Genomic DNA, 26,923 nt, shown 5'->3' on the forward strand with positions numbered 1-26,923 from the left:
TGCATCGCAAGGCGCCGGAGCGTCCTCATAGCGGAGCTATGCGGACGTTTCGGCAACGCGGCGAGGTACCGTGCCAGGCGTCGCGGACCCGGCCCTGACCCATCGGACAGACCCTAGTACGAAGGACAGGTGAGGGCGATGGCCGGCACGAAGGACGGCAATGGCAACGGCGGTGCGAAGCCGGTGGCCCAGCGGCTGCTGGCCACCGCCACCAAGCTCTTCGCGGAGCAGGGCTACGACCGCACCTCCGTCCAGGAGATCGTCGATGCGGCGGGCGTGACCAAGGGCGCCCTCTACCACTACTTCGGTTCCAAGGACGATCTGCTGCACGAGGTCTACGGCCGGGTCCTGCGGCTCCAGCAGGAGCGGCTCGACCACTTCGCGGACGCCGATGCGCCGGTGGAGCAGCGGCTTCGGGACGCCGCCGCCGATGTCGTCGTCACCACCATCGAGAACCTCGACGACACCAAGATCTTCTTCCGTTCGATGCACCACCTCGGCCCGGAGAAGGACAAGCAGGTACGCGCTGAGCGGCGGCGGTACCACGAGCGGTTCCGGGCGCTGATCGAGGAGGGTCAGCGCACCGGGGTGTTCGCCGCCGACATCCCCGCCGATCTCGTCGTGGACTACCACTTCGGCTCCGTGCACCACCTGGGCACCTGGTACCGCGAGGACGGGCCGCTCAGCCCGCAGCAGGTCGCGGACCACCTCGCCGATCTGCTGCTGCGGGCCCTGCGGCCGTGAGCCACGGCGGCGGGGTGCGGCGCCGTGCCGCACCCCGCCGTGCCGTATCAAGGCCCGCCGTGCCGTATCCAGGCCGGCCAGGCCGCGCAGGACGCAGGCGGGCCCCGGCGGGGCTTGACCTCAGCCCCGGGAATTTGTTGGATTGCGCGCAAGACCAGTGGGCATGCGCCCCGGGTCGATGAGACTCCAGGGGCGGTCACGGTCAGGGGCTGTCCTCATCCGCGACTCGTAACTTAAGGTGCGGATAGTACTGATAGCTACCGATGTGGGTGCCCTTTGCCTGAAGTGACACTGTTTCTCCGGGAGTACGCACGGACGAGCCGGGAGGTGGGGGCGATAGCTCCCAGTGGCCCCCGGCTCGGCAGGGCCCTCACCCGCTATGTGATCCCCAGCCCCGGCAGCCCCCGCGCGGTCCTTGAGGTAGGGCCCGGCACCGGGGCGGTGACCCGCCATATCACCGGCTCGCTCGGCCGGCAGGACACCCTCGACCTGGTCGAGGCCAACCCGCGCTTCGTCGACCTGCTGCAAGGGGCCTACGGCAGCGACCCGCGGCTCCAGTTCCGTACCGGCCTGGTGCAGGAGCATGACCTCGGCACCTACGACACGATCGTCTGCGGTCTGCCGTTCGCGAACTTCGACGCCCCGACGACCGCGGACATCTTCGACCGGCTGCTCGGGTCCCTGCGGCCCGGCGGCACCCTGTCCTTCTTCGGCTACGTGGGAGGGGCGAGGATGCGCCGCACGTTCACCGGGCGGGCGGCTCGCGAACACGTCCTCGACGGCCAGAACACCCTGCGCCGGATAGTGGACCGGCACACCTTCCGCTCGGAACTGGTGCTGGGCAACCTGCCCCCGGCCCGGGTGCATCACCTGGCACCGGTCAGTGCCCCCATCCACCCGGTGTGAGGTCGCGCACCACACCACCGGGAGACGCCCTCCTGGGCTCGGCAGGCCAGGCGTCACCACGTCGCCCGTAACGGTCCCGAGCGCCGCACCCTTGATCCGGGTGCCGGCGCTCGGGACCGTCGACGGCGGACGGCCGGGTCTCACCGGATCCGGCCACGACCGTCGGAGGCGCCCTAGAGGTAGCGCTTCAACTCCCGGCGCGCCAGCGACCGTTGGTGCACCTCGTCCGGGCCGTCCGCCAGCTTCAGCGTACGGGCGCCGGCCCACAGCTCGGCCAGTGGGAAGTCCTGGCTGACGCCGCCCGCGCCGTGCAGCTGGACCGCCTTGTCGAGGATGTCCACGACGGTGCGCGGGGTAGCGATCTTGATGGACTGGATCTCGGTGTGCGCGCCCTTGTTGCCGACGGTGTCCATCAGCCAGGCGGTCTTCAGTACCAGCAGCCGCAGCTGCTCCACCGCCACCCGGGCGTCCGCGATCCACTCCTGGACCACGCCCTGCTGGGCCAGCGGCTTGCCGAACGCCGTACGGGTCACCGCGCGGCGGCACATCAGCTCGATGGCGCGCTCGGCCATCCCGATCAGCCGCATGCAGTGGTGGATCCGGCCGGGGCCGAGCCGGGCCTGGGCGATGGCGAAGCCGCCGCCCTCCTCGCCGATCAGGTTGGCCGCCGGCACCCGTACGTCATGGAAGAGCACCTCGGCGTGGCCGCCGTGCCAGTGGTCCTCGTAGCCGTAGACCTGCATGGCCCGCTTGACCTCGACACCGGGGGTGTCCCGGGGCACCAGGATCATCGACTGCTGGCGGCGCAGGTCCGGGCCGTCCGGGTCGGTCTTGCCCATCACGATGAAGATCTGGCACAGCGGGTTCATCGCCCCGGAGATGTACCACTTACGGCCGTTGATGACGTAGTGGTCGCCGTCTCGCGCGATGTGGGTCTCGATGTTGGTGGCGTCCGACGAGGCCACCTCCGGCTCGGTCATCGCGAACGCCGACCGGATCTCGCCCGCCAGCAGCGGCTCCAGCCACTGCTTCTTCTGTGCCTCGGTGCCGAACTGCGTCAGCACCTCCATGTTGCCGGTGTCCGGTGCCGCGCAGTTCAGCGCGGTGGGCGCCAACTGCGGGCTGCGGCCGGTGATTTCGGCCAGCGGTGCGTACTGGAGGTTCGTCAGCCCGGCACCGTACTCCCCGTCGGGAAGGAAGAGGTTCCACAGCCCCTGCTTACGGGCCTCGGCCTTGAGCTCCTCGACGATCGGCGGGGTGTCCCACGGCGAGGCGAGCGCGGCCCGCTGCTCCTGGGCGGTCTGCTCGGCCGGGTGGACATGCTCGTCCATGAAGGTCAGGAGCTTCTCGCGGAGCTCTTCCGTGCGGGCGTCGAATGCGAAGTCCATGGGTGCCTCAGCCTTCCTTGAGGGTGGTGAGTCCGCGGTCGATGAAGACGGGGACGAGCTCGCCGATCCGGTCGAACCCCGCGCCGACGGTCTGGCCGAGCGTGAAGCGGTAGTGGATGCCTTCGAGGATCACGGCGAGCTTGAACCAGGCGAACGCCGTGTACCAGGCGATGGCGGAGGTGTCCCGGCCGGACCGGGCGGCATAGCGCTCGATCAGCTCGGCCGGTGCGGGGTGTCCGGGGGCGCCGCTGGTGGTGCTGACCGGTGAGCCGGGCACCTTCAGGTCCGTGCTGTACATCGCCAGCAGACCGAGGTCGGTCAGGGGGTCGCCGAGCGTGGACATCTCCCAGTCGAGGACGGCCTTGAGGGTGTCGTCGGCCCCGATCAGGACGTTGTCGAGGCGGTAGTCGCCGTGCACCACGGCCGGCGCGGGGGAGGCGGGCAGCGCCCGGCCCAGGGCCTCGTGGAGTTCGTCGATGCCCGGCAGCTCGCGGTTCTTCGACGCGGTCAACTGCTTTCCCCAGCGCCGCAGTTGACGCTCCAGGAAACCGTCGGGACGGCCGAAGTCGCCGAGTCCGACCGCCTCCGGGTCCACCGCGTGCAGCTCCACGAGCGTGTCGACCAGGGACAGCACCACGGACCGCGTGCGCTCCGGACCGAGCGGGGTGAGCTGCCCGGCGGTGCGGTACGGGGTGCCCTCGACCAGCTCCATCACATAGAAGGGCGCGCCGATGACCGACTCGTCCGCACACAGCAGCAGCGTCTCGGGCACCGGCACCGGCGTCTCGTGCAGCGCGCTGATGACACGGTGCTCGCGCTGCATGTCGTGGGCGGTGGCCAGCACATGGCCGAGCGGCGGCCGCCGGACGACCCAGGAGGCGGCGCCGTCGGTGACGCGGTAGGTGAGATTGGACCGCCCGCCCTCGATCAGCTGCGCGCGCAGCGGGCCGCCGGCCAGCCCCGGCCGCTCCCGGTCCAGATGCTCACGCAGTCGTGTCAGGTCGAGGCCGGGAGGGTCCTCCCGGTCCCGGTCCTGCGGGGGAGGGGTGCCCTTGCTCATCGTGCTCCTCCGTACGGAGTGGACGGTCCATCGGTCGCTGGGCACGATCATGCCGACTAGTCGGTATGGAGTCCAGTGCCGGAGCGTGGGGCGTCGGTCACGCGAGGGTTCTCCGCCGTACCGGCGGCCCCGTCCGTCCCCTGCCCCTCATGGCCGCAGGCCCGGTGCCTCGCGCGGCCCAGGGGCCCGGTCATGCGTGACAGGCCATCGGCACCCCGCCGTTCAGCACCGCCATATCGCTGAATCCGGCCATCGGGTCGAGCGGGACGCCCGGGGCGGCACCGGCCAGCTCCGCGTAGGCCCGGTGCAGATTCGCCACCAGCCGCTCGCTCTCGGCCAGCTCGGCGAACGGGCCGAGATCCGCCTCCTGAGCCGTCTCCAGCGGGGTGCGCCCGGCCGCCCGGCCCTCCTGCGCCAGCCGGCCGACGAACTGCAGATAGCGCTCGATTCCGTCGTAGACCTCGGGGCCGGTCACCGGACCGTGCCCGGGGACGACGGTGACCGCGTCCAGCGCCCGCAGCGTCCGCACCGCGCGCAGAGAGCCGGCCAACGACCCCATGAAGACGAATGGTGTGCCGCCGTGGAAGACCAGATCACCGGCGAAAACGATGCGCTCGCGGGGCAGCCAGACGAGGGTGTCGCCGGTGGTGTGCGCGACGCCCGGGTGGATCAGCCGCACCTCGATGTCGCCGACGTGCAGGGTCAGCTCGTCGGTGTAGGTGACCTCGGGCGGCGTGAGGTGGATGTCGCCGTACTCCACTTCCGGCCAGACGGCATGGAGTTGATGCCCGGCGGCCAGCAGTTCGCGGCGGCAGGAGGCGTGCCCGATCACCGTCGCCTCGGGCGCGAAGACACCGTTGCCGTAGGTGTGGTCGCCGTGGTGGTGGGTGTTGACCACGGTGCGGGGCGCCGGGGCGCCGCTCTCGGCGATCCGCCGGCGCAGCAGGCGGGCCCGGCGCTCGGTGGCGGCGGTGTCCACGACCAGGGTGGCGTCCCCGTCGGTGACGAAACCCGCGTTGTTGAGGCACCAGCCGCCGTCCGGCTGGATGAACGCATGGACACCGGCGGCAAGTTCGGTGAGATAGGGCTCGGGGACGGGGGGCGCGGCGGCGGGCGGCCGGCCCGCGGGGGTTCCGGTGCCGGGTGGTTCCGTGCCGTCCGGCCCGGTCGCGCCGGGGCCGGTGGTCCGTGCCGCCTTGCGCGGTGCCGTCGCGTCGTCCATGCGGGTGTGCCCTTCGTCTGATGGCTTGTCACCCCACGCTGCCGAGCCGGGGCGGGGCCCGCTCGGTGAATGCGAGGGTGGTGTCACGGTACCGCCGCCCGCCAACGGGGTGCTGTGCCCCGGTCGTCAGTGCCCCGGCCGCACCAGGATCACCGCGCCGCACAGCGCCAGCGCCAGCGTGCAGCCGACCAGCAGCAGTGCGGTCCGCGGGGGCAGACCCGGCGGCCGGCCGATGGTCATCGCCTGCATCCGGTGGTGGGCAAGGGCGACGAAGGCCAGCCACAGCAGCCCCATCAGCACCGCCAGAATCACCTCGACCGGTCCCGGGGCATCGCTTTGCAGCAGCTGGCGGCCGGCCAGCACCCCCATCGCGGTGGCCGACAGCGTCGTACGCCGCCAGGCCAGCCGGGTCCGCTCCGGCTGCAGCCCGGGGTCCCGGTCGGGAGCCGGACGCGGCGCTTCCGCGCCCGGCAGCTGTCCGCCCGCCATCGGCTAGTCGGTCCGGCCCAGCAGCACCAGCACGACCATCGCCACCGCCAGTACGCCGACGCCCAGCGCCAGCGCGCTGGGGAAGCGGGAGACCGGCAGATCCTCGCCGCGCCGCATCGCGCGCTCACAGCGCACCCAGTGGTTGACCGCCCGCAGCGCACACAGCGCGCCGCCCACCAGCAGGACGACGGTGAAGGTCAGCCGCAGCCCCTCGTGCAGCCGGGGCAGGAACTGGTCCACCGCGAAACCGCCGCCGACCAGCGCCAGCCCGGTCCGCAGCCAGGCGAGAAAGGTGCGCTCATTGGCGAGCGAGAAGCGGTAGTCGGGGGTCACCCCCTCCTCACGGACCCGCGCGGGCGAGACCCACAGCCGTACGGCGGCGCCGATCGACCGCAGCCCGTCGGAGAGGATCATGGCCGAAACCCCATGGTCTGTCCGCCCGCCCGGACAGGCCCTGGCTTCCGGCCCGTCCCGTACACCCGTGGCATCAGATCTCTCCCGCCTCCCGCCGGGCGAGCACCTGCCGGTAGGCGGCCAACCCGTCCGGCGTCCACGGCCACTCGTCGAGCCGCCGGATCAGCTCCTCCTCGGGCAGGAACGCGGACCAGTCGATCTCCGACTCCTGCGGGGCGACCGGCAGAGTGCAGCGCACCTGGTAGACCGCGGACCACCAGGCGTGCTCGGCCGTCTCGTAGAGGAACTTGAACAGCGGCTCGGGCGGTGCCAGCCCCTGCACGCCCAGCTCCTCCTCGGCCTCGCGCAGCGCCGCCTGGTCATAGGTCTCGCCGGTGCCGACCACCCCGCCCACGAACATGTCGTAGTGCGCGGGGAAGACGAGCTTCCGCGGAGTGCGGCGGTGCACGAAGATCCGGTCCTCGGCGTCCCGGACCAGGACGAAGGCGCAGCGGGTGCGCATCCTGCGGGCGTAGCTCTCACCGCGTGGGGCCTGTCCCACGACCTGATCGTTCTCATCGACGATGTCGAGGATCTCGTCCGCGTTGAGCGGTTGCTGATCAGTCATGGAGCCATGCAACCACCGCGGGCGGGGGAGGCACCTGCCGGGGTGCGGAGCGAGCGACGAGCCGAGCTGAGGGGGCGGGACGCGAGGAAGGCCCGCACGGGGGAGCGGCCGCTGGGCCGGACGGGGGAGTGGGTACTGGGGGCGGGCGGGGGAGTGTCCGCTGGGGGCGGGCGGCGAAGAGGCACTGCCCCGCGCGACGTACTGCGTCCGCCGTTCGAGGTACCGCGCTGTGCGAGGCACCGCGCCGCGCCGGCCGTCGCGCGCCCAAGGGGCCCGGTCAGTGCGGCTGCAGCTCCCGTGCATTCGCCCGCTGCCCGGCTCCCGGCGGCATCGCCGGATGGCTGCCGATCAGCACGATGCCCGCGACGACCGCCACGATCCCGATGACCTCCCAGGCCAGCGCCCCGGGCGTCACCCGCAACCGGTCGCCGAGGAACCCCACTCCGCAGAGGATTCCGGCCAGCGGCTGGGCGGCGGTCAGCGCGGGCAGCGACAGCCGCAGCGGCGCTGACTCGAAGGCGCTCTGCACCAGCACCAGCGCCAGCACCCCGAGCACGACGATGGTGTACGGCTGCCAGCTGGTGAGCAGGGCCGACCAGCCGCCGTTCCCGAAGCGCTCACCGCTGATCCGGGTCAGCGCGTCCTGCAGTCCGTAGATCAGCCCCGCGGCGACGCCCAGGAGCGCGGCCTCCAGGCTCACATGCACCCGCTCCCGCTTGGCGACCGCCGCCAGCAGCAGGGCGGTGCCCAGCACCACGCCCATGATCAGCCACTGCCACATCGGGTCGGCGTTGCTGCGCCCGCCCTGTGGCTGCCCGGCCACGATGAAGGCCGTGACCCCGCCCGCCAGCAGCCACAGCCCGGCCCAGCCGCTCCGGCCGAGCCGCTGCCGGGTCAGCCGCCGTGACAGCGCCATCGCGAACAGCAGATTGGTCGCCAGCAGGGGCTCCACGAGGGTGATGTCGCCCATGCCCAGCGCCACCGCGCCGAGCGCCATCCCGACCACCATCAGACCGATACCGGCCAGCCACAGCGGCATCCGCACCAGATCGAGCAGCAGGCGTACGGACAGGAAGTCCTTCATCGGGGCGTGTTGCGCCGCGGCCTGCTGAAACACGAAACCGAGTCCCAGGCAGCAGGCCGCTCCAAGGGCGAGCAATATCACCGTCACGTCGCACCTCGTATCGCGCGGGGTGGGGGATGCGCCTGAGGATAGTCATCCGGCGTCGGGCGTGGCGTGGCCCTCGTCACTCCCATTCTCGCGCGTGCCTCGGTGTACCACCCGGTAACCCCGTGGTTGACGCGGCAGTCGGGTGCGCTGAGGATCGTTCCACCACTGCGGCCGGGGCGCCCGGCGTGCCCCGTTGAGGAGAAGCAGAGATGGCGTACGACGCTGATGTGATCGTGATCGGAGCGGGGCTTGCGGGCCTGGCGGCCACCGCGGAGCTGGTGGACGCCGGACGCAAGGTGATCCTGCTCGACCAGGAGCCCGCGCAGTCCCTCGGCGGACAGGCCCACTGGTCCTTCGGCGGTCTCTTCCTGGTGAACTCCCCCGAGCAGCGCCGGCTGCGGATCCGCGACAGCCACGAGCTGGCCTGGCAGGACTGGCTGGGCACGGCCGGGTTTGACCGGACCGAGGACCACTGGCCGCGCAAATGGGCCGAGGCCTATGTCGATTTCGCGGCCGGGGAGAAACGCTCCTGGCTGCACGGGCAGGGCGTCCGGTTCTTCCCCGTCGTCGGCTGGGCCGAGCGCGGCGGCTATGACGCGACCGGGCACGGCAACTCCGTCCCCCGCTTCCACATCACCTGGGGTACCGGGCCCGGTCTGGTCGCTCCGTTCGAGCGCCGGGTGCGGGCCGGGGCCGCCCGCGGCCTGGTGGAGCTGCGCTTCCGCCACCGGGTGACCGGGCTGTCGCGCAGCGCGGGGAGCGTGGACACCGTCAGCGGCGAGATTCTGGAGCCCTCGGACGCCGAGCGCGGCAGGCCCAGCAGCCGTGAGGTGGCCGGTGCCTTCGAGCTCAGGGCCCAGGCCGTGATCGTCACCTCCGGCGGTATCGGCGGCAATCACGATCTGGTGCGCGCCAACTGGCCGGAGCGGCTCGGCACGCCCCCGCGGCGGATGCTGTCCGGGGTCCCGGCGCATGTGGACGGCAAAATGCTGGGCATCGCCGAGGCGGCCGGCGGCCGGATCATCAACCGCGACCGGATGTGGCACTACACCGAGGGCATCGACAACTGGAACCCGATCTGGCCGCTGCACGGCATCCGGATCCTGTCCGGCCCGTCCCCGCTGTGGCTGGACGCCCGCGGCAAGCGGCTGCCGGTTCCGCTGTTCCCCGGCTTCGACACGCTCGGCACGCTCGAACACATCATGCGGACCGGCCATGATCACACCTGGTTCGTGCTCACCCAGAAGATCATCGAGAAGGAGTTCACCCTCTCCGGCTCCGAGCAGAACCCGGATCTGACCGGCAAGAGCATCCGTGACGTGCTGGGCCGGGCCAGGGCCGGCGCCCCGGGCCCGGTGCAGGCGTTCATGGATCACGGCGCGGACTTCATCGTCGAGCGGTCGCTGACGGATCTGGTGCGGCGGATGAATGAGCTGACCGGGGAGCCGCTGATCGCGGAGGACGCGCTGCGCGGCGAGATCGTCGCGCGCGACCGCGAGATCGCCCACCCCTTCACCAAGGACCTCCAGGTGACAGCGATACGCGGGGCCCGTAAGTACCTGGGCGACCGGCTGATCCGCACGGCCGCCCCGCACCGGCTGCTCGACCCGAAGGCGGGCCCGCTGATCGCCGTACGGCTGAACATCCTCACCCGCAAGACGCTCGGCGGGCTGGAGACCGACCTCTCCTCGCGGGTGCTGGCCGACGGCGGTGAGCCCCTGCCGGGCCTGTACGCGGCGGGTGAGGCGGCCGGGTTCGGCGGTGGCGGGGTGCACGGCTACCGCTCGCTGGAGGGCACCTTCCTGGGCGGCTGCCTCTTCTCCGGACGGACGGCGGGGCGGGCGGCGGCCCGTGCGGTGTCGTGACGGGGAGCGGGGAGCGGGGAGCGGGGAACGGGGGAGCGGGGAACGGGGGAGCGGGGAAGGCGGGGCGGCGCGGGGGCGCGGGCGGTGCGCGGCGCCCGGCCGATTTCCGGTGGCCTTCCGAGTTCCGGCGCCCGGCCGAGTTCCGGTGGCCGTCCGCTCAATACCGTGATACGGAAGGGGGGTTGGCGGATCCAGCCATTCCCCTTCCCGTCTTGACGCGGAGCTCTACGTAGCGCTTTGCTTTGCGTGATGACTGGTGCGGACCAAGTCATCACCCTCTGTAGAGGCGCGCACGGATCCGGTCCCACCCCACTGAGGGCGACTCAGGGGGTTGTTCGGGCCGGTGCGGCGCGTCATGGAGCCCCTGACCCGTGATTTCGATTTCCCCATCGCCCACGCCACCGCCGCCGCTCAGACGCCCCCGCTGTCCGGGCGGCCCGGTCCTCCTCGCCCCGGCCCTGGACGACGCCCAACTGGCCCTCGCCGCCGACGCCTTGGCGCTCGGCCAATGGGCCCGGGTGCGTAGCCTGCTCGCCGAGACCGGCGAGGACTGGGATCTGCGCGGACACCGATTAACCGTCCTGGCCACCTCACCCGGCAGCGCCGCCTGGGCCGGCGACTGGCGGCTCGCCGAACCGGACAGCGGCGATGCCGCGACCCTCCTGGCGCTGGCCACCGTCCGGCTCGCCCTGCACGGCGAGAGCAGCACCGAGGACGCCGCCGAGGCGTGCGCCACCGCCGCCCGGATGCTGCCCGACGACCCCACGCCCTGGCTCGGCGCGCTGATCCTCGCCCGCCGCACCGGCACCCCGGACGCCCTGGAGCACGCCTTCCACCAGATCCGCGCCCGGCACCGCGACCACCACCACGCACACCACCTCATGACGGCCGCCCTGGCCGAACGGCGACCGGGCGCCCGGGACGACTCCCGGCACCCGGCGCATGCCTTCGCCGCCCGCGCCGCGGCACGCGCCCCCGCCGACTCGCCGCTCGCCCTCCTCCCCGTCGTGGCGCACACCGAGCGCTACCGCGTACTGGCGGCCGGAGGCCTGGCGCCGCCCGGCCCCGCGGACCGGGGCCACTGGTCCACCCGGCACGCCCACCGGATCCTGCACGACGCCTTCGACTGGTGGCTGGAATGGGGCGGCGAGGAGCATCCCCGCGGCAAGGTCGATCTCAACTTCCTCGCCCATGCCACGTTCCACGAGGGGAGGATGGCCGAGGCCGCCGCGCTCTTCCAGCGCATCGGCCCGCACCCCACCCGTGCACCGTGGTCGTACGCGGGCCGCGACGCCGACGGCGCGTTCCGGGCCGCACGGGACACCGCGCTCCGCCGGGCCGGGGACACCCCCGCCCCATGACCCCGGTGGCGCTGATGACGAAAGTCTGACGCCGGGGCCCGGACGCTGGCCCCGGCGCCCGCCCGGTGTTCGAATCGAAGCATGACCAGGGACGCGAAACCGGCCCGCGCGGCGGATGGCGGCAAGGACGGGCAGGGCACCCCCGTGGGCCGTCGGGTGGTGCTCGGCATGCTCGCCGCCGGCGCCGCCGGTGTGGCCACGGCACCCTTCCTGCAGCGCGCCTACGACAGCAGCCTCGGCGCCGCCGCACAAAAGGACCCCACCGGCCTGTCCGGCCTGCTCCCGGGCGGCGGCGGCTTCCGCTACTACTCGGTGACCGCATCCGTACCGGAGAAGGACGCCGGCAGCTACCGCCTCACGGTCGACGGCCTGGTGCGCCACCGCACCAGCTACCGCCTCGCCGACCTGCGCGGACTGCCGCAGACCCGGCTGGTGCGCGATGTCCAGTGCGTCACCGGCTGGCGGGTGCCCGGCACCCCCTTCGAAGGCGTGCGCCTCTCGGCCCTGCTCGACGCCGCAGGGGTCCGCCCCGAGGCCAGGGCCGTCCGCTTCACCTGCTTCGACGGCGCCTACAGCGAGTCGCTCACCCTCGAACAGGCCCGCCGCGACGACGTCCTGGTCGCCCTGCGGATGCAGGACAAACCGCTCGCCCATGCGCACGGCGGACCGGTACGTCTCTATGTCGCGCCCATGTACTTCTACAAGTCGGCGAAGTGGCTCTCCGGGATCACCGTCACCGACCATGTCGAGCCCGGATACTGGGAGGACCGCGGATATGACGTCGACGCCTGGGTCGGCCGGTCGAACGGACGCGACGATGTCCCCACGACCTGACCACCCCGCCGCGCCGGCCCCTGCGCGCCCCCGCGTCCCCCGCTTCACCCCCGCCGAACACCGGGTGCACCGGGCCACCGCCACCCTGATGGCCGTCTGTGTCCTCACGGCAGGCTGTCTCTACCTCCCTTTCCTGGCCGAACTCGTCGGCCGCCGCGCCCTGATGGTCACCGTCCACGAGTGGTCCGGCATCCTGCTGCCCCTCCCCCTGCTGCTGGGTCTCGGCTCCCGCGCCCTGCGCGCCGACCTCACCCGCCTCAACCGCTACGGCCCGCACGACCGCCAGTGGTTGCGGGCCGCCCTTCGCCGCCGGGGCGGCCGGCCGGCCGGAAAGTTCAACGCCGGCCAGAAGCTGTACGCAGCCTGGATCGCCGGCGCGGTCCTCGTGATGCTCGGCACCGGCCTGTTGATGTGGTTCACCGAACTCGCGCCCCTGGTCTGGCGGACCGGCGCCACCTTCGTCCATGACTGGCTCGCGCTCGCCGTGGTCCTCGTGATCGCCGGCCACGTCTGGAAGGCCTTCGGCGACCCCGAGTCCCGCCGCGGTCTGCGCACCGGGTCGGTCGATGCGCAATGGGCCCGGCGCGAGCATCCGTTGTGGGACCACGAGAACAACACCCCGTAGATCCGGGCATGTTGAAGAGGCTATTTTGCAGAGACCACTTTGCAGAGAACCCTGTGCAGAGGAGCCTCTGCAACTCTAGGCTGCCGCCCATGAGTGATGACCCCGAGCGGCACCCGTCGCCGCCCGCGCGGTCCGGCGCCCCTCCCGTGCGCCGTATGGACGCCCGCAGTCTGCGCGGCCTGGCCCACCCCTTGCGGATGCGCATTCTGGACCTGCTGACCCTCGACGGCCCGGACACCGCCACCGGGCTCGGCCGGCGCGTCGGCGAGAACACCGGCACGGTCAGCTGGCATCTGCGCCACCTCGCCGACCATGGCTTCATCGAGGAGGAGACCGGCCGCGGTACCCGGCGCGAGCGCTGGTGGCGGGCGGTGCGGGTGGCCCGCCGCCTCGACACCAACGACTTCCGCGACGACCCCGACAGCCGGGGCGCCCTGTCGGTCTATCTGCACGAAACCGTCCACCGGGACTTCGACCAGGTCACCACCTACCTCGCCGAGGAGTGGGGCCCCGAGTGGCGCGACGCCGGGACCCTCTCCCGCTGGCAGGACCTTCGCCTGACGCCCGCTCAGCTCGCGGCGCTGAATGCGGAGCTGGAGGCCGTGGTCGTCCGGCACCGGGAGGCGGCCCGGAGCGGGACGGCGCCGGGTGCCGAGGAGGCCCGGCCCGTCCTCGTCCAGCTGCAGTCCTTCCCCCGCAAGGAACGGGACGAGCGGTGAGCGGACTCCTGCGCCGCCACCGCGACTTCCGGCTGCTGTGGTGCGGGGAGACGGCGGGTAAGTTCGGGGCGGCGGTCAGCAATGTGGCGATGCCGCTGGTGGCGGTCTCCACCCTGCACGCCTCCACCTTCGCGGTCGGGCTGCTCAGCGCCTGCAGCTGGCTGCCCTGGCTGCTGATCGGCCTTCCGGCCGGGGTGTGGGTGGACCGCCTGCGCCGCCGCCCGCTGATGCTGGCCGCCGCCGCGCTGTCGATGGTGCTCTTCGCGGCCGTACCGGTCCTGGCCCGGTCCGGCGGGCTCCATCTCGGTCTGCTGATCGCCGTGGCCCTGCTGACCGGCGCCGCTGCGGTGCTCTTCCAGACCGCGTACAGCGCCTACCTCCCCACCCTGCTCGCGCCCGCCGACCAGGCGGAGGGCAACGCCAAGCTGCACGGCAGCGCCTCCGCGGCACAGATTGCCGGACAGGGGGCGAGCGGCCTCATCGCCCAACTGGCGGGAGCCGTCAACGGGTTGTTCGCCCATGCCGCCACCTTCCTCGTCGCGCTGCTGTGTCTGCTCGGCATCCGGCACCGCGAACCCCGCCCGGTGGCCCGGGAAGGCACGCCGCGGTCGCTGACCGGGGAGATCGCCGAGGGGCTGCGGCTGGTCGCCGGTGACCGGTGGTTCCGTACGCTGACGCTCTTCGGCGCCGCCTCCAACCTCGCGCTGATGGGCTACCAGTCCCTCACGGCGGTCTTCCTGGTCCGCGAGGTCGGTCTGGCGCCCGGCGCGGTCGGCGGGCTGCTGGCGCTGGCCAGTACGGGCGGTATCGCGGGCGCCTTCGTGGTACGCCGCACCGCCCGCCGGCTCGGCACCGCCCGCGCCATGCTCCTGTTCGAACTCGGCTTCCCCAGTGCGGCGTTGCTCATCCCGCTCACCTCCCCGGGCGCCGGGGCGCTGCTCTATGTGGCGGGCAGTTTCGGCGTCTCCGCGGGCGCGGTGGCCGGCAACATCCTCAAGGCGAGCTTCCAGCAGAGCTACTGCCCGCCGCCGCTGCTCGGCCGGCTGGTCGCCAGCAGTGCGTTCCTCAACTACGGCACCCTGCCGCTGGGTGCGCTGCTCGGCGGTGCGCTCGGCTCCGCCCTGGGCGTCCGCACCGCAATGTGGATCATGACCGCCGGGGTGCCGCTGGCGGCCCTGATCCTGGTCTTCTCGCCGGTCCGGACGGTCCGCGAGCTGCCGCTGCGCCCGGCGGAGGGCGACCGCGGCGAGCCCGGCCCCGGCGCTGCGGAGCGGGACGGGGCTGCGGAGCGGGACGGCGCGGCGGAGTTGGACGGTGCGTCGGAGCGGGACGGGTCGTCGGTGCGCCGCTGAGGTACACCGGGGCGGCCTTACGCTCACGCCGTCGGCGGCTCCGCCTGTGCCTCCGCCGCCGGCAGTGCCACCTCGAATCGGCAGCCCGCCCCGGTGTTCCGTACCGTCGCCCGGCCCTCATGGGCCGCCACGATGCCGCGGACGATCGCCAGCCCCAGTCCGGCGCCGCCCTTGCCGTCCGCCCGCGGGGTACGTGCCGCACCACCGCGCCAGCCGGTGTCGAAGACCCGCGCCAGATCCTCCGGCGGGATGCCGCCGCAGCCGTCCTCGACCGCGATCACCACCCGGCCCTCCTCGTGCCGGGCGCTGACCGCGACGGTGCCGTCGGCGGGCGTGGCGCGGATCGCATTGACCAGCAGATTGCCCAGGACGCGGGTGATCTGCTGGGCGTCCACCCGCACCGGCAGCGGTACCACCCCGCCGTCCACCAGCCGCACCCCGCTCGCCCGCGCCAGCGGTCCGGCCCCCGCGAGGGCCTCGTCCACCAGGTCGTACACCGACACCCGCGACAGCGTCAGGGTCAGCGCCCCGGCCTGGATACGGGAGAGTTCGAAGAGGTCGTCGACCATCGCGGCCAGCCGGTCCACCTCGATCCGCATCCGTGCGTGATAGCGCGCGGGGTCCTCGGCGACCCCGTCCTCCAGCGCCTCGGCCATCGCCCGCAGCCCGGCGAGCGGGGTGCGCAGATCGTGCGAGATCCCGGCGATCAGCTCCCGCCGGGAGGTGTCCAGCGCCCGTTCCCGCTCCCGCGCCTCGGCGAGCCGTCCGCTGGTCTCCTCCAACGCCCGTGCCAGCGCGGCCAGTTCGGCGGTGGGTGGCTCGGCGGGCGCCACGAAGCCGCCCTCGCTGCCGACCGTACGGGCGGAGCGCGCCAGCTCCCGGCTGCCCGCCGCGATCCGCCGCCCGAAGAGCAGCGCCGCCGCCAGCGACACCACCCCGGAGACGGCCACCACGGTCATCACCACGCCCAGGTCGTGCTTGGCCAGGAGCATCGCCTGGGCGACCGCCACCGTCCCCGCCGCCATCGCGGCCACCGCCAGCGCCGCCACCGCGAACAGCGACAGCGCGACCGAGCGCCGCCGCAGCGTCCGTACCGCGGGCGCGGCGAGCAGCCCCGCCAGCGCCGCGCCGAGCGCCGCGAGCGCCACGATGACCAGGAAGTCCGTCATGGGCGCGGTTCGCCTCCCAGCAGGGGCCCGTCGTCCGGCGGCGGCGCGTCCCCCACGGGGTCGAAGCGGTAGCCGGCGCCCCAGACCGTGGTGACCAGCCGTGGCGCGGCCGGGTCCGCCTCGATCTTCTCGCGCAGCCGCCGCACATGGACGGTCACCGTCGACAGATCGCCGAACTCCCAGCCCCAGACCCGGTGCAGCAGTTCCTCCCGGGAGAAGACCCGCCCGGGGTGGCGCATCAGGAAGACCAGCAGATCGAACTCGCGGGCGGTGAGCGAGAGCGCATGCCCGGCACGGCCGGCCCGCCGGCCGCCGGGGTCGGCACACAGCTCCCCGGCCCGCAGGACGGCGGCGGGCGCCGCGGCGGGCGGCGCGGACTCCGCACGGCGCAGCACCGAGCCGATCCGCAGCACCAGCTCCCGCGGGCTGAACGGCTTGGTCACATAGTCGTCCGCGCCCAGTTCCAGGCCGAGGATGCGATCCGCCTCCTCGCCGCGCGCCGTCAGCATCACCACCGGGACCGCGGGGCCGTCGCCGCGCCGCAGCCGACGGCACACCTCCAGGCCGTCGATGCCCGGCAGCATCAGATCCAGCACGACGAGATGCGGACGGAAGTCCGCGGCCCGGTCGAGGGCGGCGAAACCGTCGGCGGCGTGTGCCGTGGTGTAGCCGGCGCGGGAGAGGTAGCCGGTGACGACCTCGGCGACGGTCGGGTCGTCCTCGACCACCAGGACACGGCGCGGCGGCCCGGGGGAGGGGACGGGCGGGGGCGCGGAGGGCGGGGTGGCGGGGTGCACAGGGTCAGCGAGCCCTTCCCGGGAGGTACGTCATGGCTCCAGCCAACACCACCGGGGGCGGGCGCGGGTGGCCCGGACCGGGTCCGTAAGACTCCGGTAACGGGTAACGGGTAACGGGTAACGGGTGACGGTGCCGGGACGGCGACCGCGGGGGGAGGGGCGGCGGCCCCGGCCCCTCAGCTCTCCAGCCCCTCCCGTACCCGCCGCGACACCGTGATCGCGTACAGGTCGAGCACACCCGGCGGTTCCGCGAGGCCGGGACCGCCGGCGCGGATCCAGGCGGCGATGTCCGCCAGCGCCTCGTCGTCGTTGACCAGCCCCAGCCAGACCGGGCGCCCGCCGGCCGCCCGGCCCGCGGGCGACGGCTGGACCACGACCACATTCGCCTGGTCGCAGACGTCCAGGCACTCCGAGGCCCGTACCGGCGCCGCCCCGTCGAGCGCCGCGCGCAGGCGCGGTATCTGCCCGGCGTGGTCGACGCCCGGGATCTTGGCCGCATCGCCGCAGCAGCAGCCGCGGCATACGGTGACCCGGCAGGGGGTCGCGGCGGTCGTCCGTCCGGCAGGCTTGTTGATCACCGATTCATGCTACGTGGGCCGCTGTGGCGCACGACGCCGGGATGGAAAGCCGGGATGGAACGCCGGGATGGAACGCCGGGATAGAAACCTGGCCCGTTGGGATAGACATCCGGCATGCACCTGACCGAATCCCACCCTCAGCCCGGCTCCGCACCGGAGCGCGCGATACCCGGCCCGGCCGGTCTTCCCGTACTCGGCTCGATGCTCGACCTCCGGCGCGACTCGCTCAGCACATTTTTAGGAGCCCAGCGTGAGCACGGCGACGTGGTCCGTCTGGAAGCCGGGCCGCCCGGCCTGCGCAGTGTGTTCCATGCGGTCTTCGCCCCCGAGGGCGTGCAGCAGATCCTCGCCTCCCAGGCCGCCAACTTCCGTAAGGATCACCCGCTCTACGAGGAGGTCCGGCAGGCCTTCGGCAACGGCCTGCTGACCAGCCAGGACGCCGACTACCTCAGACAGCGGCGACTGGTGCAGCCGCTGTTCACCAAGCGCCGGGTCGACGGCTATGCGTCGGCGGTGACCACCGAGGCCGCCACCCTCGCCGACCGCTGGCGGACCGCGGACGGCGCCACCGTGGACCTGGTCCCCGAGATGAACCGGCTGGCGCTGCGCACCGTCTCCCGGATCCTCTTCGGCCTGGACGCGGAGGCGGCGGTCGACGCCATCCACCGCTGCGCCCCGGTCATCAACGCATATGTCGTACGGCGTGCTTACGTCCCCGTGAAGATCCCGCGCGAATGGCCCACCCCCGGGAACCTGCGGGCGCGGGCCGCCACCGACGAGCTGAACGCGCTGTGCGACCGCATCGTGGCGGACCGGCGGGCTACGCGCGAAACGGCCGGGGACGCGGACGGCGAGGGTGAGGACCTGCTGTCCCTCCTCGCCGCGGCCGGCAATGACGAGGACGGCTCCCTGGACGCGACCGAGGTCCGCGAACAGGTCCTGATCTTCCTGCTGGCCGGGCACGAGACCACCGCGACCTCCCTCGCCTTCACCCTCCACCTCCTGGCCCGGCACCCCGAGGAGCAGACGCGGGTCCGGGATGAGATCGACCGTGTACTGGCCCACCGCACCCCCACGGCCGCCGACCTGGACCGTCTGCCGTATCTGACGCAGGCGCTGAAGGAGTCCATGCGGCTGTATCCGGCGGCGCCGGTCATCAGCCGCCGGGCCGTGGCGGCCACCGAGATCGGCGGATTCCGCATCCCGGCCGGTGCCGATGTGGTCGTCGCGCCGTGGGTCACCCACCGCAATCCGGACCTGTGGCCGGACCCGGAGCGCTTCGATCCGCAGCGCTTCGCACCGGAGCGGGAGGCGGAGCGGCACCGCTACGCCTGGTTCCCGTTCGGCGGCGGTCCGCGTGCCTGTATCGGACAGCACTTCTCGATGCTGGAGTCCGTGCTGGCACTGGCCGTGCTGCTGCGCGCGTACGAACTCGAAGCCGTGGACGAGGAGGTGCCGGTCTCCGCCGGGATCACCCTCCAGGCGACCGGCCCGGCGCGGGTACGGCTGCGGCCGCGCTCCGGGGCGGGGGAGTAGCGCCCGGGGACGCCGTCGGGCACCGAAAAGTAAACGCAACAAAAAATGCGTTTGCTTTTCGGCGGCGTCCCCCGTACCGTCGACATCGTTCCTGTTGCCGCCGATCGGAGAAGGCCGTTGCTCGTCTGAGGTCTTGAGACACCGCGCCCGCGAGCGGTGATTCGCCCCGCGCTCCCGGTATCCGGAGCGGCGAATCATGCCTCGCGCGGCCTGTCCGCGACCTCGGCGTACCCACACGGCGTACCCCGGCGCACCCGGCGTTCCGACGCGGTGTCTCCCAGCGCAGTCCCCACCCCTCTCACCCGCGCCCAGGAGACCCGTATGTCCATGCCCCCCACCTCCGCGTCCACCGCGTCCATCGTCTGCACCGGCCTCGGCTTCACCTGGCCCGACGGCAGCCCCGTCCTGGAGGACTTCCCGCTGGCCGTCGGCCCCGGCCGCACGGGCCTCATCGGCCTCAACGGGGCGGGCAAATCCACCCTGTTGAAGCTGATCGCGGGCGAACTCACCCCGACCGCGGGCAGCATCAAGGTCGCCGGCGAGGTCGGCTACCTCCCCCAGCACGCCCCGCTCGACACCGCCCTGCGGGTCGACCAGGCGCTCGGTATCGCCGCCGCGCGCGCCGCGCTGCACGCCATCGAAGGCGGCGACGCGAGCGAGGAGCACTTCACCGCCATCGGTGACGACTGGGACGTCGAGGAACGCGCCCGCGCCACCCTCGATCAGCTCGGGCTGCCCGGTATCGACCTCGACCGCACCATCGGCGAGGTCTCCGGCGGCGAGTCCGTCCTGCTCCGGCTGGCGGCCCTGCTGCTGCGCCGGCCGGACGTCCTGCTGCTCGACGAGCCCACCAACAACCTGGACCGGGCGGCCCGGCAGCGGCTGTACACCGCGGTCACCGGCTGGTCCGGAGTGCTCGTCGTGGTCAGCCACGACCGCGAACTCCTCGAACGCGTCGACCGGATCGCCGACCTCCGTGACGGCGAGGTCCACTGGTACGGCGGCAACTTCAGCGCCTACGAACGGGCCCTGGCCGTCGAACAAGAGGCGGCCGAGCGGATGCTGCGGGTCGCCGAGGCCGACGTACAGCGCCAGAAGCGCGAACTGTCCGACGCACACCTCAAGTTGGCCCGCCGGGTCCGCTACGGCAACAAGATGAACGCCAACAAGCGCGAGCCGAAGATCGTCATGAACGAGCGCAAGAGGGAGGCCCAGGTATCCGCGGGCAAGCACCGCACCCTGCACACCGAACGCCTCAAGGAGGCCAGGGACCGTCTCGACGAGGCCGCCGAGGCGGTGCGGGACGACGACGAGATCCGCATCGATCTGCCGTACACCGCGGTGCCGCCGGGCCGGGCCGTACTCACCCTGCGCGACCTGCAGGCCCGTTACGGCGGCCATGCCCGTCTGGAGGTGCGCGGCCCCGAACGCATCGCGCTGACCGGCCGCAACGGCTCCGGCAAGACCACTCTGCTGCGGACCGTCGCCGGTGAGATCCCGCCGGCGGCCGGTACGGCGGAGACCCATGTCCCCTACCGCTTCCTGCCCCAGCGGCCGGAGGTGCTCGACCCCGCGCTGACCGTCGTCGAGAACGTCGCCCGCTTCGCCCCGGACGCGACCAACAACCGCATCCGGGCCCGGCTCGCCCGCTTCCTGTTCAAGGGCGCCCGCGCCGACCAGCGGGCGGGCACGCTCTCCGGCGGCGAACGCTTCCGCGCCTCGCTCGCCGCCCTGATGCTGGCCGAACCGGCCCCGCAGCTGCTGCTGCTGGACGAGCCGACGAACAACCTCGACCTCGCGTCGGTCCGACGGCTGGTCACGGCCCTGGAGTCCTACGAGGGCGCGCTCCTCGTCGTCAGCCACGATCTGACGTTCCTCCGGGACATCGGCATCACCCGCTGGCTGTCGACGGGGGGCGGTGAACTGACCGACATCGCACCGCTGTAGGAGGGGCCGGGGGCGGGGCCCACCGCCCCGCCCCGCCGCCCGTTCCCCGGAAGTCGGTTGTCCGCCTGCTCGCCACCCACCACTCCCGCTCCGCCACGGCCGGGTCGATCACCTACGCCCTCGCCGTCACGGGCGACCCGCGTCAGCCCCGGGCCGCGCCGCCCGGCCGGGCGCGGGCGTCCGCGCCGAACAACCCGAGCGTCTCCCCGCATTGGGAATGCAGCGGCACCGGCAGCGCATCCGGGGCGAACCAGTCGAGGGCGTCGAACTTGTGCGGTTCGCCGATCGTCACCTCGTCCGGCGCCACCCGTACGGCGAAGACCACCGCGACCCAGTGCGAGTCGACCGGATCGCCGCGCAGCACATTGCGCACCCCGATCTGCTCGATGCCGAGCGACCGCACGCCGTACTCCTCGTGCACCTCCCTGGTCACGGCCGCCTCGAAGGACTCCCCGAACTCCAGCGCGCCCGCGCCGCAGTCCCAGGTCCCCGGCTCGTCCCTGGCCCCGGCGCTCCGCCGGGCCAGCAGCACCCGCCCGGCGCCGTCATGACACACGAAAACACAGGACACCTTGGGTCCCACCGTTGTCATCTCCCCTCCCCCCGCTCAGAAGTGGCGCAGCAGATCGCCGAACGCCGACAGCCGCAGCACCTTCTTGTCGGCCGGGTCGAGCTCACTGTGCTCCAGGACCCAGGTGTGGTCGTGGGGGATGAACACCGCGTTGAGGCCCGCCGAACGGGCGGGCAGGATGTCCGACTTCGGGGAGTTCCCGATCATCCACGTCGAGGCCGGCACCAGGTCGTAGGCGCGCTTCAGCTCCTCGTAGGTGGCGATGTTCTTCTCCGCCACGATGTGCACACCCCGGAAGTGCCGGGTCAGCCCGGAGGCCGCCACCTTCCGCTCCTGCTCCTCGGTGTCGCCCTTGGTCAGCAGCAGCAACTCATGCCGCCGGGCCAGCTCGGCCAGGGTCTCGGCCACCCCGGGAATCAGCTCCACCCGGTCCCCGGCGAAGGCCGCCGCCCACCCGGCGATCCGCGCCGACTCCTCGGCCGTCGCGGCCCGCCCGCGCAGCTGCGCCACACACTCCCCGAGGCTGTGCAGAAACACCTTGCTGCCGTATCCGAGCGTCAGCGCGTTCGCCGCCTCGATCCCGTCGAGTACGGCCCGCACCCCGTCCCGGTCGAGTCCGGGGTGGGTCATCCACTCCAGGAACTCGTCGATGACCCGCTCGAAGATCACGTTGTTCTCCCACAACGTGTCATCCGCATCAAAGATCAGCATCCGCCGCTCAGCCCTTCTCCCACTCCACCGACCCGCGCACCCTACGCACGCCCGGCGGCCGCCCGCACCGGATATTCCGTGCGGAGGAGGGACCCGGCCCGGTGTCTCACCACCAGCGGAGATACGACAGCAGCCGCAGGATCTCCAAGTAGAGCCAGACCAGGGTCATCGCCAGCCCGAACGCGACGTACCAGGCCCACCGGTGGGAGGCACCGGACCGCAGGAACCGGTTGGCAGCCTCGAACTCCAGCAGGAGGAAGAAGGACGCGGCGGCGATCGCCAGCACACTGACACCGAGGCCCAGGACACCGCCGTCCCGCAGACCGAGGTCCGCGCCGAACCCCCACCACGCGACCAGCTCCGCCAGGAACAGCACCAGCAGCCCGAGCCCCGTACCGACCGCCCAGCGCGTCACCTTCGCACTGACCCGCACCACCCGCGTGTGATACGCCGCCAGCGCGCCGGCGAAGATACAGCCGGTGCCGAGGACGGCTTGGGTGCCGACACCCGGGTGCAGCGCGTCGAAGAACTGCGTCGCCTCGCCGAGCACGATCCCCTGAACCGCCGCGAACCACAGGGCCAGTGCGGCGCTGGGCCGGGGCCGGAGGGACAGGAAGATCCCGAGGCCCAGCCCGGCGAACAGGGCGGGCAGGGCCAGGAACCCGAGTTCCAGGAAGACGGTGACGAAAGCGCTCACCACCAGGACACCGAACACGGCCAGGGTCTTGATGACGATGTCGTCGAGCGTGATCGGACGGTCCGTGGCGGCGGCCGGCGACGCACCGCCGGACCCGCCCGGACCGGCCGGTGACACCGCACCGTCCAGCGTCAGCAGATTACGGATCGCAGGGTTGCTCGTCGTGGGCACCGGCCCTCCCGGAGGGATCTAAGGGGGGTGAACAACTCCGTGTTGTCACAGGATAGTTGGGGAAAACGAGGAATGCGTCAGTCCACCTCGACGACCTGCCGCGAGCCCGGCACGCTCTCCCGCAGCGCCCGCGTCACGTCCGGCACCGCGGGAAACACGCTGTCCGCGCCGGACGGTGACGCATACGGCAGCGCCGAGCCCAGATGATCGCGCCACGGCGCGGGCACGGCGACCGGCCGGCGGATCCCGGTCAGCACCACGCACTGGACCGCCTCCGCGCTGTACGCGTGCAGCGCGGACCGCAACCGGCCCGGCAGGCCCAGGCGTTGCGGCACCGCGGTGTTGAGCAGCCGCTCGCCCAGGCTCTCACCCTGCGGGGCGAGATCGCTGCCGTGCAGCTGGTGGACGGTGTCGCGGACCGCGGGGTAGCGCTCCGGCAGCACCCCGCGGCAGCGCAGGACGACCACCGGGTGCGACTTCCCCTCCACCTCGCAGGCGATGTCGAACGACATCCGCCGCTTCAGGAAGCCGTAACGGACCTCGTTGATCACCTGCAGCGGCGCGTCGGGCGCCGGCCGGCCCGACTCCGGGGGCGGCTGGCTGTGCAGCCCGTTGAGCTGCTCGCCGACCGTCACGGAGCCGGCGAACAGCCGCCGCATGCCCACGGCCACCGCATGGCGCTCGTACAGCTCCAGCCAGGCGGGCAGCCGGCTGACGCTGGTGAGATCGGGCGCCAGGAGCGCGGCCTTCCCGGCGTGCTCCAGCGCGTCATCGCGCAGCTTCTCGCTGAGCAGACCGATCCGCCGGCGCAGCTCGATCAGCGCCAGCGCGTCGAACTGCGCCGCCCGGTCGGCGTCCTGCCGCCCGCCGACGCCTTCCAGCACCCCCGCCAGGATCTGGGTGGGGGCGGCGTCGGCGGACCACTCGCGCCGCCGGGCCAGCTCGGTGAGCCGGTCCTGTGCGTACGGGGTCAGCCAGCCCCGGCCCTCGACGAAGCCGCCCCAGTCGCGGGACTCCAGACCGTGCCGGGCGGCGAGCCGGGGCAGCCGGGCCAGCAGCGCCAGCAGCAGCAACTCGGCGTCATCGATACCGCCCTGGTGCTGCCCCGTCTCCCGCAGCGCCTGGGCGAGCTGATGCGCGTCGAAGAGGGTCGCGAACACCTCGGATTCCGGGCACCGGAGGATCTCCGCGAGCAGCGGCTGCACGGTGGGGCCGACCAGCAGATGCAGATGCCGCCCGGTGAACACGGCCGGCAGCTCGGGCGGGGTGAAGGCGGCCCGGACCCGGGCCGCCAGCTCCGCCAGCTTGCTCTCGGCCTCGCTGAACCGGCCGATCCGGTGCAGCAGGTCATGCGCGGCGAAGTTGCCCAGCGCTTCCTCGGCCGCCGCCATGGCACGGTCCGAGGTCCGCACCATCCATACGACATACAGCTCGTTGTCCATGCCTCATCTCCCCGCCACCCGGCCGTAGCGCGGGGGTTCCTGCCCGGAGAGGACCTCGAAGAGCTCCTCCGCCGCACCACGCGACCCCCCGACGTACGGCCCCACCAGAATCTCCTCCAGCGCCCGGCCCAGCTTGGCCAGCGCCGCGTCGACCGCCTCCTGATGCTCGGCGAGCTCCTCACCGGCCTCGTCCAGCTGCCGGGCCAGCCGGGCGTTCTCCACCGCGCTCCGGAACAGCCACACCGCGTACTCCCGCTCGGGGCTCACCTTGTTCAGCGCATCCCCCTTACAGCTCGCCCGCGCCCGCGGCAGGCCCTGGAACAGCCGCCGGATGCCCTTGTCCAGACCGGCCTCCGGCAGGGATTCCAGCCAGACCCGGGTGAACTCCTCGTCCGCGCTGCCCGCTTCGTCCAGGGCCCGCAGCGCCGCATCGGGGGTTCCGGGCATCTGATGGCCGAGCAGACCGGGGATCTCACGGGACTCCAGCCGGGCGGCACGGCACTCCACGATCGCCCGCAGCAGCCAGACGCGGGCCTGCCACTGCGGCTCGGTACGGATCTCGTCCAGGCACTCCTGGGCGGTGAGGAACGCCTCGTTGCGCATCGCCATCAGCGCCCGGTCCATCCCCTCGCCGAGCGAGGTGTGCCGCTCCGCGGTCCGCAGCGCCGCCTCGATCCGGTCCGCCTCGTCGGCGCTGGGCCCGGACGGCTGCAGCGCCTCGATCATCCGCCGGGCGATGCCGTCCGGCTGCGCCCGCAGCGCCTCGATGAACCGGCGCCCGAACTCCTCCTCGGCCTGTGGCTCGTCGGCCAGGGCGGCGAGGTCGTCCCAGAGCGCCTGCGCGGTCGGCCCGGTGGCGTCGGCCGGGGCCGGCTCGGCGTGGTCGGTGGCGTCGCGCACCACCAGCACACCGCGCCCGGCATCGGCGAGGACCGCGGACCGGGCGGTGTCCACCAGCGTGTACGGGTGGCTGAACAGCAGCGACGGGTCCTCGGCGGTCGGCGGCAGATAGCGGCTGATCAGCACCGTGTGCGGGGTGAACACATCCTCCGGCGCGATGCCGTGCCGGCGCAGCGCGCACCGCCACTCGAACCACAGCATCGGCGCGACCTCCTTGCACCAGGCGAGAAAGGCCCGTTCGGTGGCGGGACTCTCGTCCGGGACGACGCCCCGTAAGGCGGCATCGAGGAACCGCCCCGCGGCCACCTGCCGCGCCGGGGCGTGCGGCCGGTGCACCGCCGTCTCCAGCTGCTCGACCAGCTCACCCATGCGACGGGCCCACTTCTCCCGCATCGAGATCAGCTGCGGAACATTGACCTTGTAGTACTGCTCGGTCTCCCGCTCCTCGGGCTCGGTGAGCCGGATGGTCCGGCCGGTCGGTTCGTCGAACCGCTCCACCAGCAGCACCGTCGCCGGCCACAGCGCCCGCCGCTCCTCCGCGTTCGCCCGTTTGAAGGCCTGCATATCGGCCGTCAGCTGCTCGATCTCCGTCTCCAGCTGGTCCAGGCGCAGCCGGGCGTCCATCGTCAGCCGCTGCGACAGCACCCGCTGGTGGGCCTGCTCGACGCTCACATAGGCATCCGTGGTGAACAGCTCCGGGCTGAACTCCACCCCCACGGTCGCCCCGTGCCCCTTGGCCGTACGGAGAAAGGGCTGCAGGGACACCAGACCGCCGTCCGCGGCGCGGGGCGCCCGCAGGAACGCCCGGTCCGTCTCGCCCGCCGCCCGGTCCGCGAGCGCCCGCAGCCCCTGGGTGTACGTCACCAGATCCGCATGCGCGAGGTCCACGACCTCCACCAGGCTGGTCTCGTGGGCCAGCGACCGCAGCAGACCGACGAAGTCGCGCAGCGCACCACGGGCCGTCGACGATGCGCCGTCCGCCACCGTCACCGACCGGCCGCGGAACACCGACGGGATGTCGAGCGAGGCCTGGTTGCCGGACAGTCCGGCCGTCACACGGATCAGCCCGACGCCGATGTGGTCCCCGACGAACTCGCCGCTCTCCGGGTCGCCCAGCCCGTTGACCCGCAGACAGGTGGTCAGCGCCGCCTGCACCACCTGCTGGCGGATCTCGGGAATGCCCTCGCCGGCCACTAGTACTTCCACCGGGCCCTGTTCGTCCCCCGCCACCCACGCCCGCACCAGCGACGACGGGAGCGCGGCCCGCACCTGCTCCGCGAGCGCGGCCTTCGGCCCCCAGGCGAGCGGCGCGGGAAACAGCGGCCCGCACTCCGCGGCCTCCCGGGCCCGCCGGGCACACCGTGCGACCGGGCCGTCCTCGGTCCCGAGCTCACCGGCCGGCACCCGCAGCCCCAGCGCCCTGGCGTGCAGCACCAGCGCGAGATCGTCCTCGGTGTCGCCGAACAGCGGCTCGTCCGGGCACTGTTGGAGCCAGTACTGCCACAATCTGCTCACCAGGCGCTTCGGCGCGGCCGGCCGGCTGTCCCGGAAGTGCTGCGCGACCTGCTCGGCCTCGCCCGCTGTCCAGGTGTGCGGCAACCGCTGCAGTACCTCGTCGACGGCGTCCCCCCGCATGGATCTCCTCTC

Annotated in this window: 25 protein-coding genes; 10 read left to right on the forward strand and 15 right to left on the reverse strand. The window is 72.7% G+C overall.

Features of this window, described 5'->3' with window-relative positions:
• Window positions 1-138 precede the first annotated feature (138 nt).
• Both AB0C46_RS32365 and AB0C46_RS32370 read left to right on the forward strand, forming a co-directional pair.
• Window positions 139-744 carry a TetR/AcrR family transcriptional regulator gene (locus AB0C46_RS32365; RefSeq protein ID WP_362832216.1) on the forward strand — a complete coding sequence of 202 codons (606 nt, stop codon included), beginning with the start codon at window positions 139-141 and terminating at the stop codon, window positions 742-744.
• A 285-nt stretch (window positions 745-1,029) separates the two neighbouring features.
• Window positions 1,030-1,650 (forward strand): methyltransferase domain-containing protein, encoded by a 621-nt coding sequence (locus AB0C46_RS32370; RefSeq protein WP_362832217.1) that lies wholly within the window; start codon window positions 1,030-1,032, stop codon window positions 1,648-1,650.
• Between the two features lie 173 nt (window positions 1,651-1,823).
• Here AB0C46_RS32370 and AB0C46_RS32375 read toward each other — a convergent pair whose 3' ends face one another.
• The 7 genes from AB0C46_RS32375 to AB0C46_RS32405 all read right to left on the reverse strand — a co-directional run bounded on the left by AB0C46_RS32375 (window position 1,824) and on the right by AB0C46_RS32405 (window position 8,001).
• Complete coding sequence (locus AB0C46_RS32375; protein ID WP_362832218.1) at window positions 1,824-3,038, reverse strand: acyl-CoA dehydrogenase family protein; 1,215 nt, start codon at window positions 3,036-3,038, stop codon at window positions 1,824-1,826.
• A gap of 7 nt (window positions 3,039-3,045) precedes the next feature.
• Window positions 3,046-4,098 carry a phosphotransferase family protein gene (locus tag AB0C46_RS32380; RefSeq protein WP_362832275.1) on the reverse strand — a complete coding sequence of 351 codons (1,053 nt, stop codon included), beginning with the start codon at window positions 4,096-4,098 and terminating at the stop codon, window positions 3,046-3,048.
• Between the two features lie 190 nt (window positions 4,099-4,288).
• Window positions 4,289-5,320, reverse strand: a complete 1,032-nt coding sequence (locus AB0C46_RS32385) for an MBL fold metallo-hydrolase (RefSeq protein WP_362832219.1) — start codon at window positions 5,318-5,320, stop codon at window positions 4,289-4,291.
• Window positions 5,321-5,446: 126 nt separating this feature from the next.
• Window positions 5,447-5,809, reverse strand: a complete 363-nt coding sequence (locus AB0C46_RS32390; protein WP_362832221.1) for a DUF202 domain-containing protein — start codon at window positions 5,807-5,809, stop codon at window positions 5,447-5,449.
• 3 nt (window positions 5,810-5,812) lie between these two features.
• Window positions 5,813-6,223 carry a DUF202 domain-containing protein gene (locus AB0C46_RS32395; protein ID WP_362832222.1) on the reverse strand — a complete coding sequence of 137 codons (411 nt, stop codon included), beginning with the start codon at window positions 6,221-6,223 and terminating at the stop codon, window positions 5,813-5,815.
• 73 nt (window positions 6,224-6,296) lie between these two features.
• On the reverse strand, window positions 6,297-6,830 hold the full coding sequence (locus AB0C46_RS32400; RefSeq protein ID WP_362832224.1) for an NUDIX domain-containing protein: 534 nt from the start codon (window positions 6,828-6,830) through the stop codon (window positions 6,297-6,299).
• 277 nt (window positions 6,831-7,107) lie between these two features.
• Window positions 7,108-8,001 (reverse strand): DMT family transporter, encoded by an 894-nt coding sequence (locus tag AB0C46_RS32405; protein ID WP_362832225.1) that lies wholly within the window; start codon window positions 7,999-8,001, stop codon window positions 7,108-7,110.
• A 209-nt stretch (window positions 8,002-8,210) separates the two neighbouring features.
• On the opposite strand from AB0C46_RS32405, the gene AB0C46_RS32410 reads away from it, so the two are divergent.
• The 6 genes from AB0C46_RS32410 (at window position 8,211) to AB0C46_RS32435 (ending at window position 14,757) form a co-directional block, all read left to right on the forward strand.
• Window positions 8,211-9,866: an FAD-binding dehydrogenase gene (locus AB0C46_RS32410; RefSeq protein WP_362832226.1), complete on the forward strand. Its 1,656-nt coding sequence runs from the start codon at window positions 8,211-8,213 to the stop codon at window positions 9,864-9,866.
• A gap of 380 nt (window positions 9,867-10,246) precedes the next feature.
• On the forward strand, window positions 10,247-11,227 hold the full coding sequence (locus tag AB0C46_RS32415; RefSeq protein WP_362832277.1) for a hypothetical protein: 981 nt from the start codon (window positions 10,247-10,249) through the stop codon (window positions 11,225-11,227).
• 81 nt (window positions 11,228-11,308) lie between these two features.
• Window positions 11,309-12,061, forward strand: a complete 753-nt coding sequence (locus AB0C46_RS32420) for a molybdopterin-dependent oxidoreductase (protein WP_362832227.1) — start codon at window positions 11,309-11,311, stop codon at window positions 12,059-12,061.
• Entirely contained in the window at window positions 12,045-12,686 is a 642-nt protein-coding gene (locus AB0C46_RS32425) for a cytochrome b/b6 domain-containing protein (protein ID WP_362832229.1), read from the forward strand. The genes AB0C46_RS32420 and AB0C46_RS32425 overlap by 17 nt, the downstream gene beginning before the upstream one ends.
• Before the next feature lie 89 nt (window positions 12,687-12,775).
• A complete protein-coding gene (locus AB0C46_RS32430) occupies window positions 12,776-13,405 on the forward strand; it encodes a helix-turn-helix domain-containing protein (RefSeq protein WP_362832230.1) in 630 nt (209 codons plus the stop codon).
• Window positions 13,402-14,757 carry an MFS transporter gene (locus AB0C46_RS32435; RefSeq protein ID WP_362832231.1) on the forward strand — a complete coding sequence of 452 codons (1,356 nt, stop codon included), beginning with the start codon at window positions 13,402-13,404 and terminating at the stop codon, window positions 14,755-14,757. The genes AB0C46_RS32430 and AB0C46_RS32435 overlap by 4 nt, the downstream gene beginning before the upstream one ends.
• A 23-nt stretch (window positions 14,758-14,780) precedes the next feature.
• Here AB0C46_RS32435 and AB0C46_RS32440 read toward each other — a convergent pair whose 3' ends face one another.
• The 3 genes from AB0C46_RS32440 to AB0C46_RS32450 form a co-directional block, all read right to left on the reverse strand.
• Window positions 14,781-15,926 carry a HAMP domain-containing sensor histidine kinase gene (locus tag AB0C46_RS32440; protein ID WP_362832232.1) on the reverse strand — a complete coding sequence of 382 codons (1,146 nt, stop codon included), beginning with the start codon at window positions 15,924-15,926 and terminating at the stop codon, window positions 14,781-14,783.
• Complete coding sequence (locus tag AB0C46_RS32445) at window positions 15,923-16,723, reverse strand: response regulator transcription factor (protein WP_362832234.1); 801 nt, start codon at window positions 16,721-16,723, stop codon at window positions 15,923-15,925. Before AB0C46_RS32445 ends, AB0C46_RS32440 begins: the two co-directional genes overlap by 4 nt.
• A 176-nt stretch (window positions 16,724-16,899) precedes the next feature.
• Window positions 16,900-17,301 carry a (2Fe-2S) ferredoxin domain-containing protein gene (locus AB0C46_RS32450; RefSeq protein ID WP_362832235.1) on the reverse strand — a complete coding sequence of 134 codons (402 nt, stop codon included), beginning with the start codon at window positions 17,299-17,301 and terminating at the stop codon, window positions 16,900-16,902.
• Between the two features lie 114 nt (window positions 17,302-17,415).
• Between AB0C46_RS32450 and AB0C46_RS32455 the strand changes: the two genes are divergently transcribed.
• Window positions 17,416-18,837 (forward strand): cytochrome P450, encoded by a 1,422-nt coding sequence (locus AB0C46_RS32455; RefSeq protein WP_362832237.1) that lies wholly within the window; start codon window positions 17,416-17,418, stop codon window positions 18,835-18,837.
• Between the two features lie 321 nt (window positions 18,838-19,158).
• Window positions 19,159-20,784 carry an ABC-F family ATP-binding cassette domain-containing protein gene (locus tag AB0C46_RS32460; protein ID WP_362832238.1) on the forward strand — a complete coding sequence of 542 codons (1,626 nt, stop codon included), beginning with the start codon at window positions 19,159-19,161 and terminating at the stop codon, window positions 20,782-20,784.
• 142 nt (window positions 20,785-20,926) lie between these two features.
• Here AB0C46_RS32460 and AB0C46_RS32465 read toward each other — a convergent pair whose 3' ends face one another.
• From AB0C46_RS32465 to AB0C46_RS32485, 5 genes are all read right to left on the reverse strand, one after another.
• Window positions 20,927-21,376 (reverse strand): NUDIX domain-containing protein, encoded by a 450-nt coding sequence (locus AB0C46_RS32465; protein ID WP_362832240.1) that lies wholly within the window; start codon window positions 21,374-21,376, stop codon window positions 20,927-20,929.
• Window positions 21,377-21,391: 15 nt separating this feature from the next.
• Window positions 21,392-22,066 (reverse strand): HAD family hydrolase, encoded by a 675-nt coding sequence (locus AB0C46_RS32470; RefSeq protein WP_362832242.1) that lies wholly within the window; start codon window positions 22,064-22,066, stop codon window positions 21,392-21,394.
• 106 nt (window positions 22,067-22,172) lie between these two features.
• The gene (locus AB0C46_RS32475) at window positions 22,173-22,934 is read right to left on the reverse strand and encodes a Bax inhibitor-1/YccA family protein (protein ID WP_362832243.1); all 762 of its coding nucleotides are present in this window, start codon (window positions 22,932-22,934) and stop codon (window positions 22,173-22,175) included.
• A gap of 77 nt (window positions 22,935-23,011) precedes the next feature.
• Window positions 23,012-24,376, reverse strand: coding sequence for a hypothetical protein (locus tag AB0C46_RS32480; RefSeq protein ID WP_362832244.1), 1,365 nt, complete (start codon window positions 24,374-24,376; stop codon window positions 23,012-23,014).
• Window positions 24,377-24,379: 3 nt separating this feature from the next.
• Window positions 24,380-26,911 carry a hypothetical protein gene (locus tag AB0C46_RS32485; RefSeq protein ID WP_362832246.1) on the reverse strand — a complete coding sequence of 844 codons (2,532 nt, stop codon included), beginning with the start codon at window positions 26,909-26,911 and terminating at the stop codon, window positions 24,380-24,382.
• Window positions 26,912-26,923: the final 12 nt, after the last annotated feature.

This window comes from Streptomyces sp. NPDC048637 (assembly GCF_040650675.1).
Taxonomy (GTDB): Bacteria; Actinomycetota; Actinomycetes; order Streptomycetales; family Streptomycetaceae; genus Streptomyces.

Bases quoted from the DNA above. Each gene is read 5' to 3' on its own strand.
- AB0C46_RS32455 (WP_362832237.1), top strand. From the start codon at position 17,416: ATGCACCTGACCGAATCCCACCCTCAGCCCGGCTCCGCACCGGAGCGC.
- AB0C46_RS32375 (WP_362832218.1), bottom strand. From the start codon at position 3,038: ATGGACTTCGCATTCGACGCCCGCACGGAAGAGCTCCGCGAGAAGCTC.
- AB0C46_RS32385 (WP_362832219.1), bottom strand. From the start codon at position 5,320: ATGGACGACGCGACGGCACCGCGCAAGGCGGCACGGACCACCGGCCCC.
- AB0C46_RS32485 (WP_362832246.1), bottom strand. From the start codon at position 26,911: ATGCGGGGGGACGCCGTCGACGAGGTACTGCAGCGGTTGCCGCACACC.
- AB0C46_RS32380 (WP_362832275.1), bottom strand. From the start codon at position 4,098: ATGAGCAAGGGCACCCCTCCCCCGCAGGACCGGGACCGGGAGGACCCT.
- AB0C46_RS32470 (WP_362832242.1), bottom strand. From the start codon at position 22,066: ATGCTGATCTTTGATGCGGATGACACGTTGTGGGAGAACAACGTGATC.
- AB0C46_RS32430 (WP_362832230.1), top strand. From the start codon at position 12,776: ATGAGTGATGACCCCGAGCGGCACCCGTCGCCGCCCGCGCGGTCCGGC.
- AB0C46_RS32395 (WP_362832222.1), bottom strand. From the start codon at position 6,223: ATGATCCTCTCCGACGGGCTGCGGTCGATCGGCGCCGCCGTACGGCTG.
- AB0C46_RS32420 (WP_362832227.1), top strand. From the start codon at position 11,309: ATGACCAGGGACGCGAAACCGGCCCGCGCGGCGGATGGCGGCAAGGAC.
- AB0C46_RS32460 (WP_362832238.1), top strand. From the start codon at position 19,159: ATGTCCATGCCCCCCACCTCCGCGTCCACCGCGTCCATCGTCTGCACC.
- AB0C46_RS32425 (WP_362832229.1), top strand. From the start codon at position 12,045: ATGTCCCCACGACCTGACCACCCCGCCGCGCCGGCCCCTGCGCGCCCC.
- AB0C46_RS32400 (WP_362832224.1), bottom strand. From the start codon at position 6,830: ATGACTGATCAGCAACCGCTCAACGCGGACGAGATCCTCGACATCGTC.
- AB0C46_RS32440 (WP_362832232.1), bottom strand. From the start codon at position 15,926: ATGACGGACTTCCTGGTCATCGTGGCGCTCGCGGCGCTCGGCGCGGCG.
- AB0C46_RS32410 (WP_362832226.1), top strand. From the start codon at position 8,211: ATGGCGTACGACGCTGATGTGATCGTGATCGGAGCGGGGCTTGCGGGC.
- AB0C46_RS32465 (WP_362832240.1), bottom strand. From the start codon at position 21,376: ATGACAACGGTGGGACCCAAGGTGTCCTGTGTTTTCGTGTGTCATGAC.
- AB0C46_RS32365 (WP_362832216.1), top strand. From the start codon at position 139: ATGGCCGGCACGAAGGACGGCAATGGCAACGGCGGTGCGAAGCCGGTG.
- AB0C46_RS32480 (WP_362832244.1), bottom strand. From the start codon at position 24,376: ATGGACAACGAGCTGTATGTCGTATGGATGGTGCGGACCTCGGACCGT.
- AB0C46_RS32390 (WP_362832221.1), bottom strand. From the start codon at position 5,809: ATGGCGGGCGGACAGCTGCCGGGCGCGGAAGCGCCGCGTCCGGCTCCC.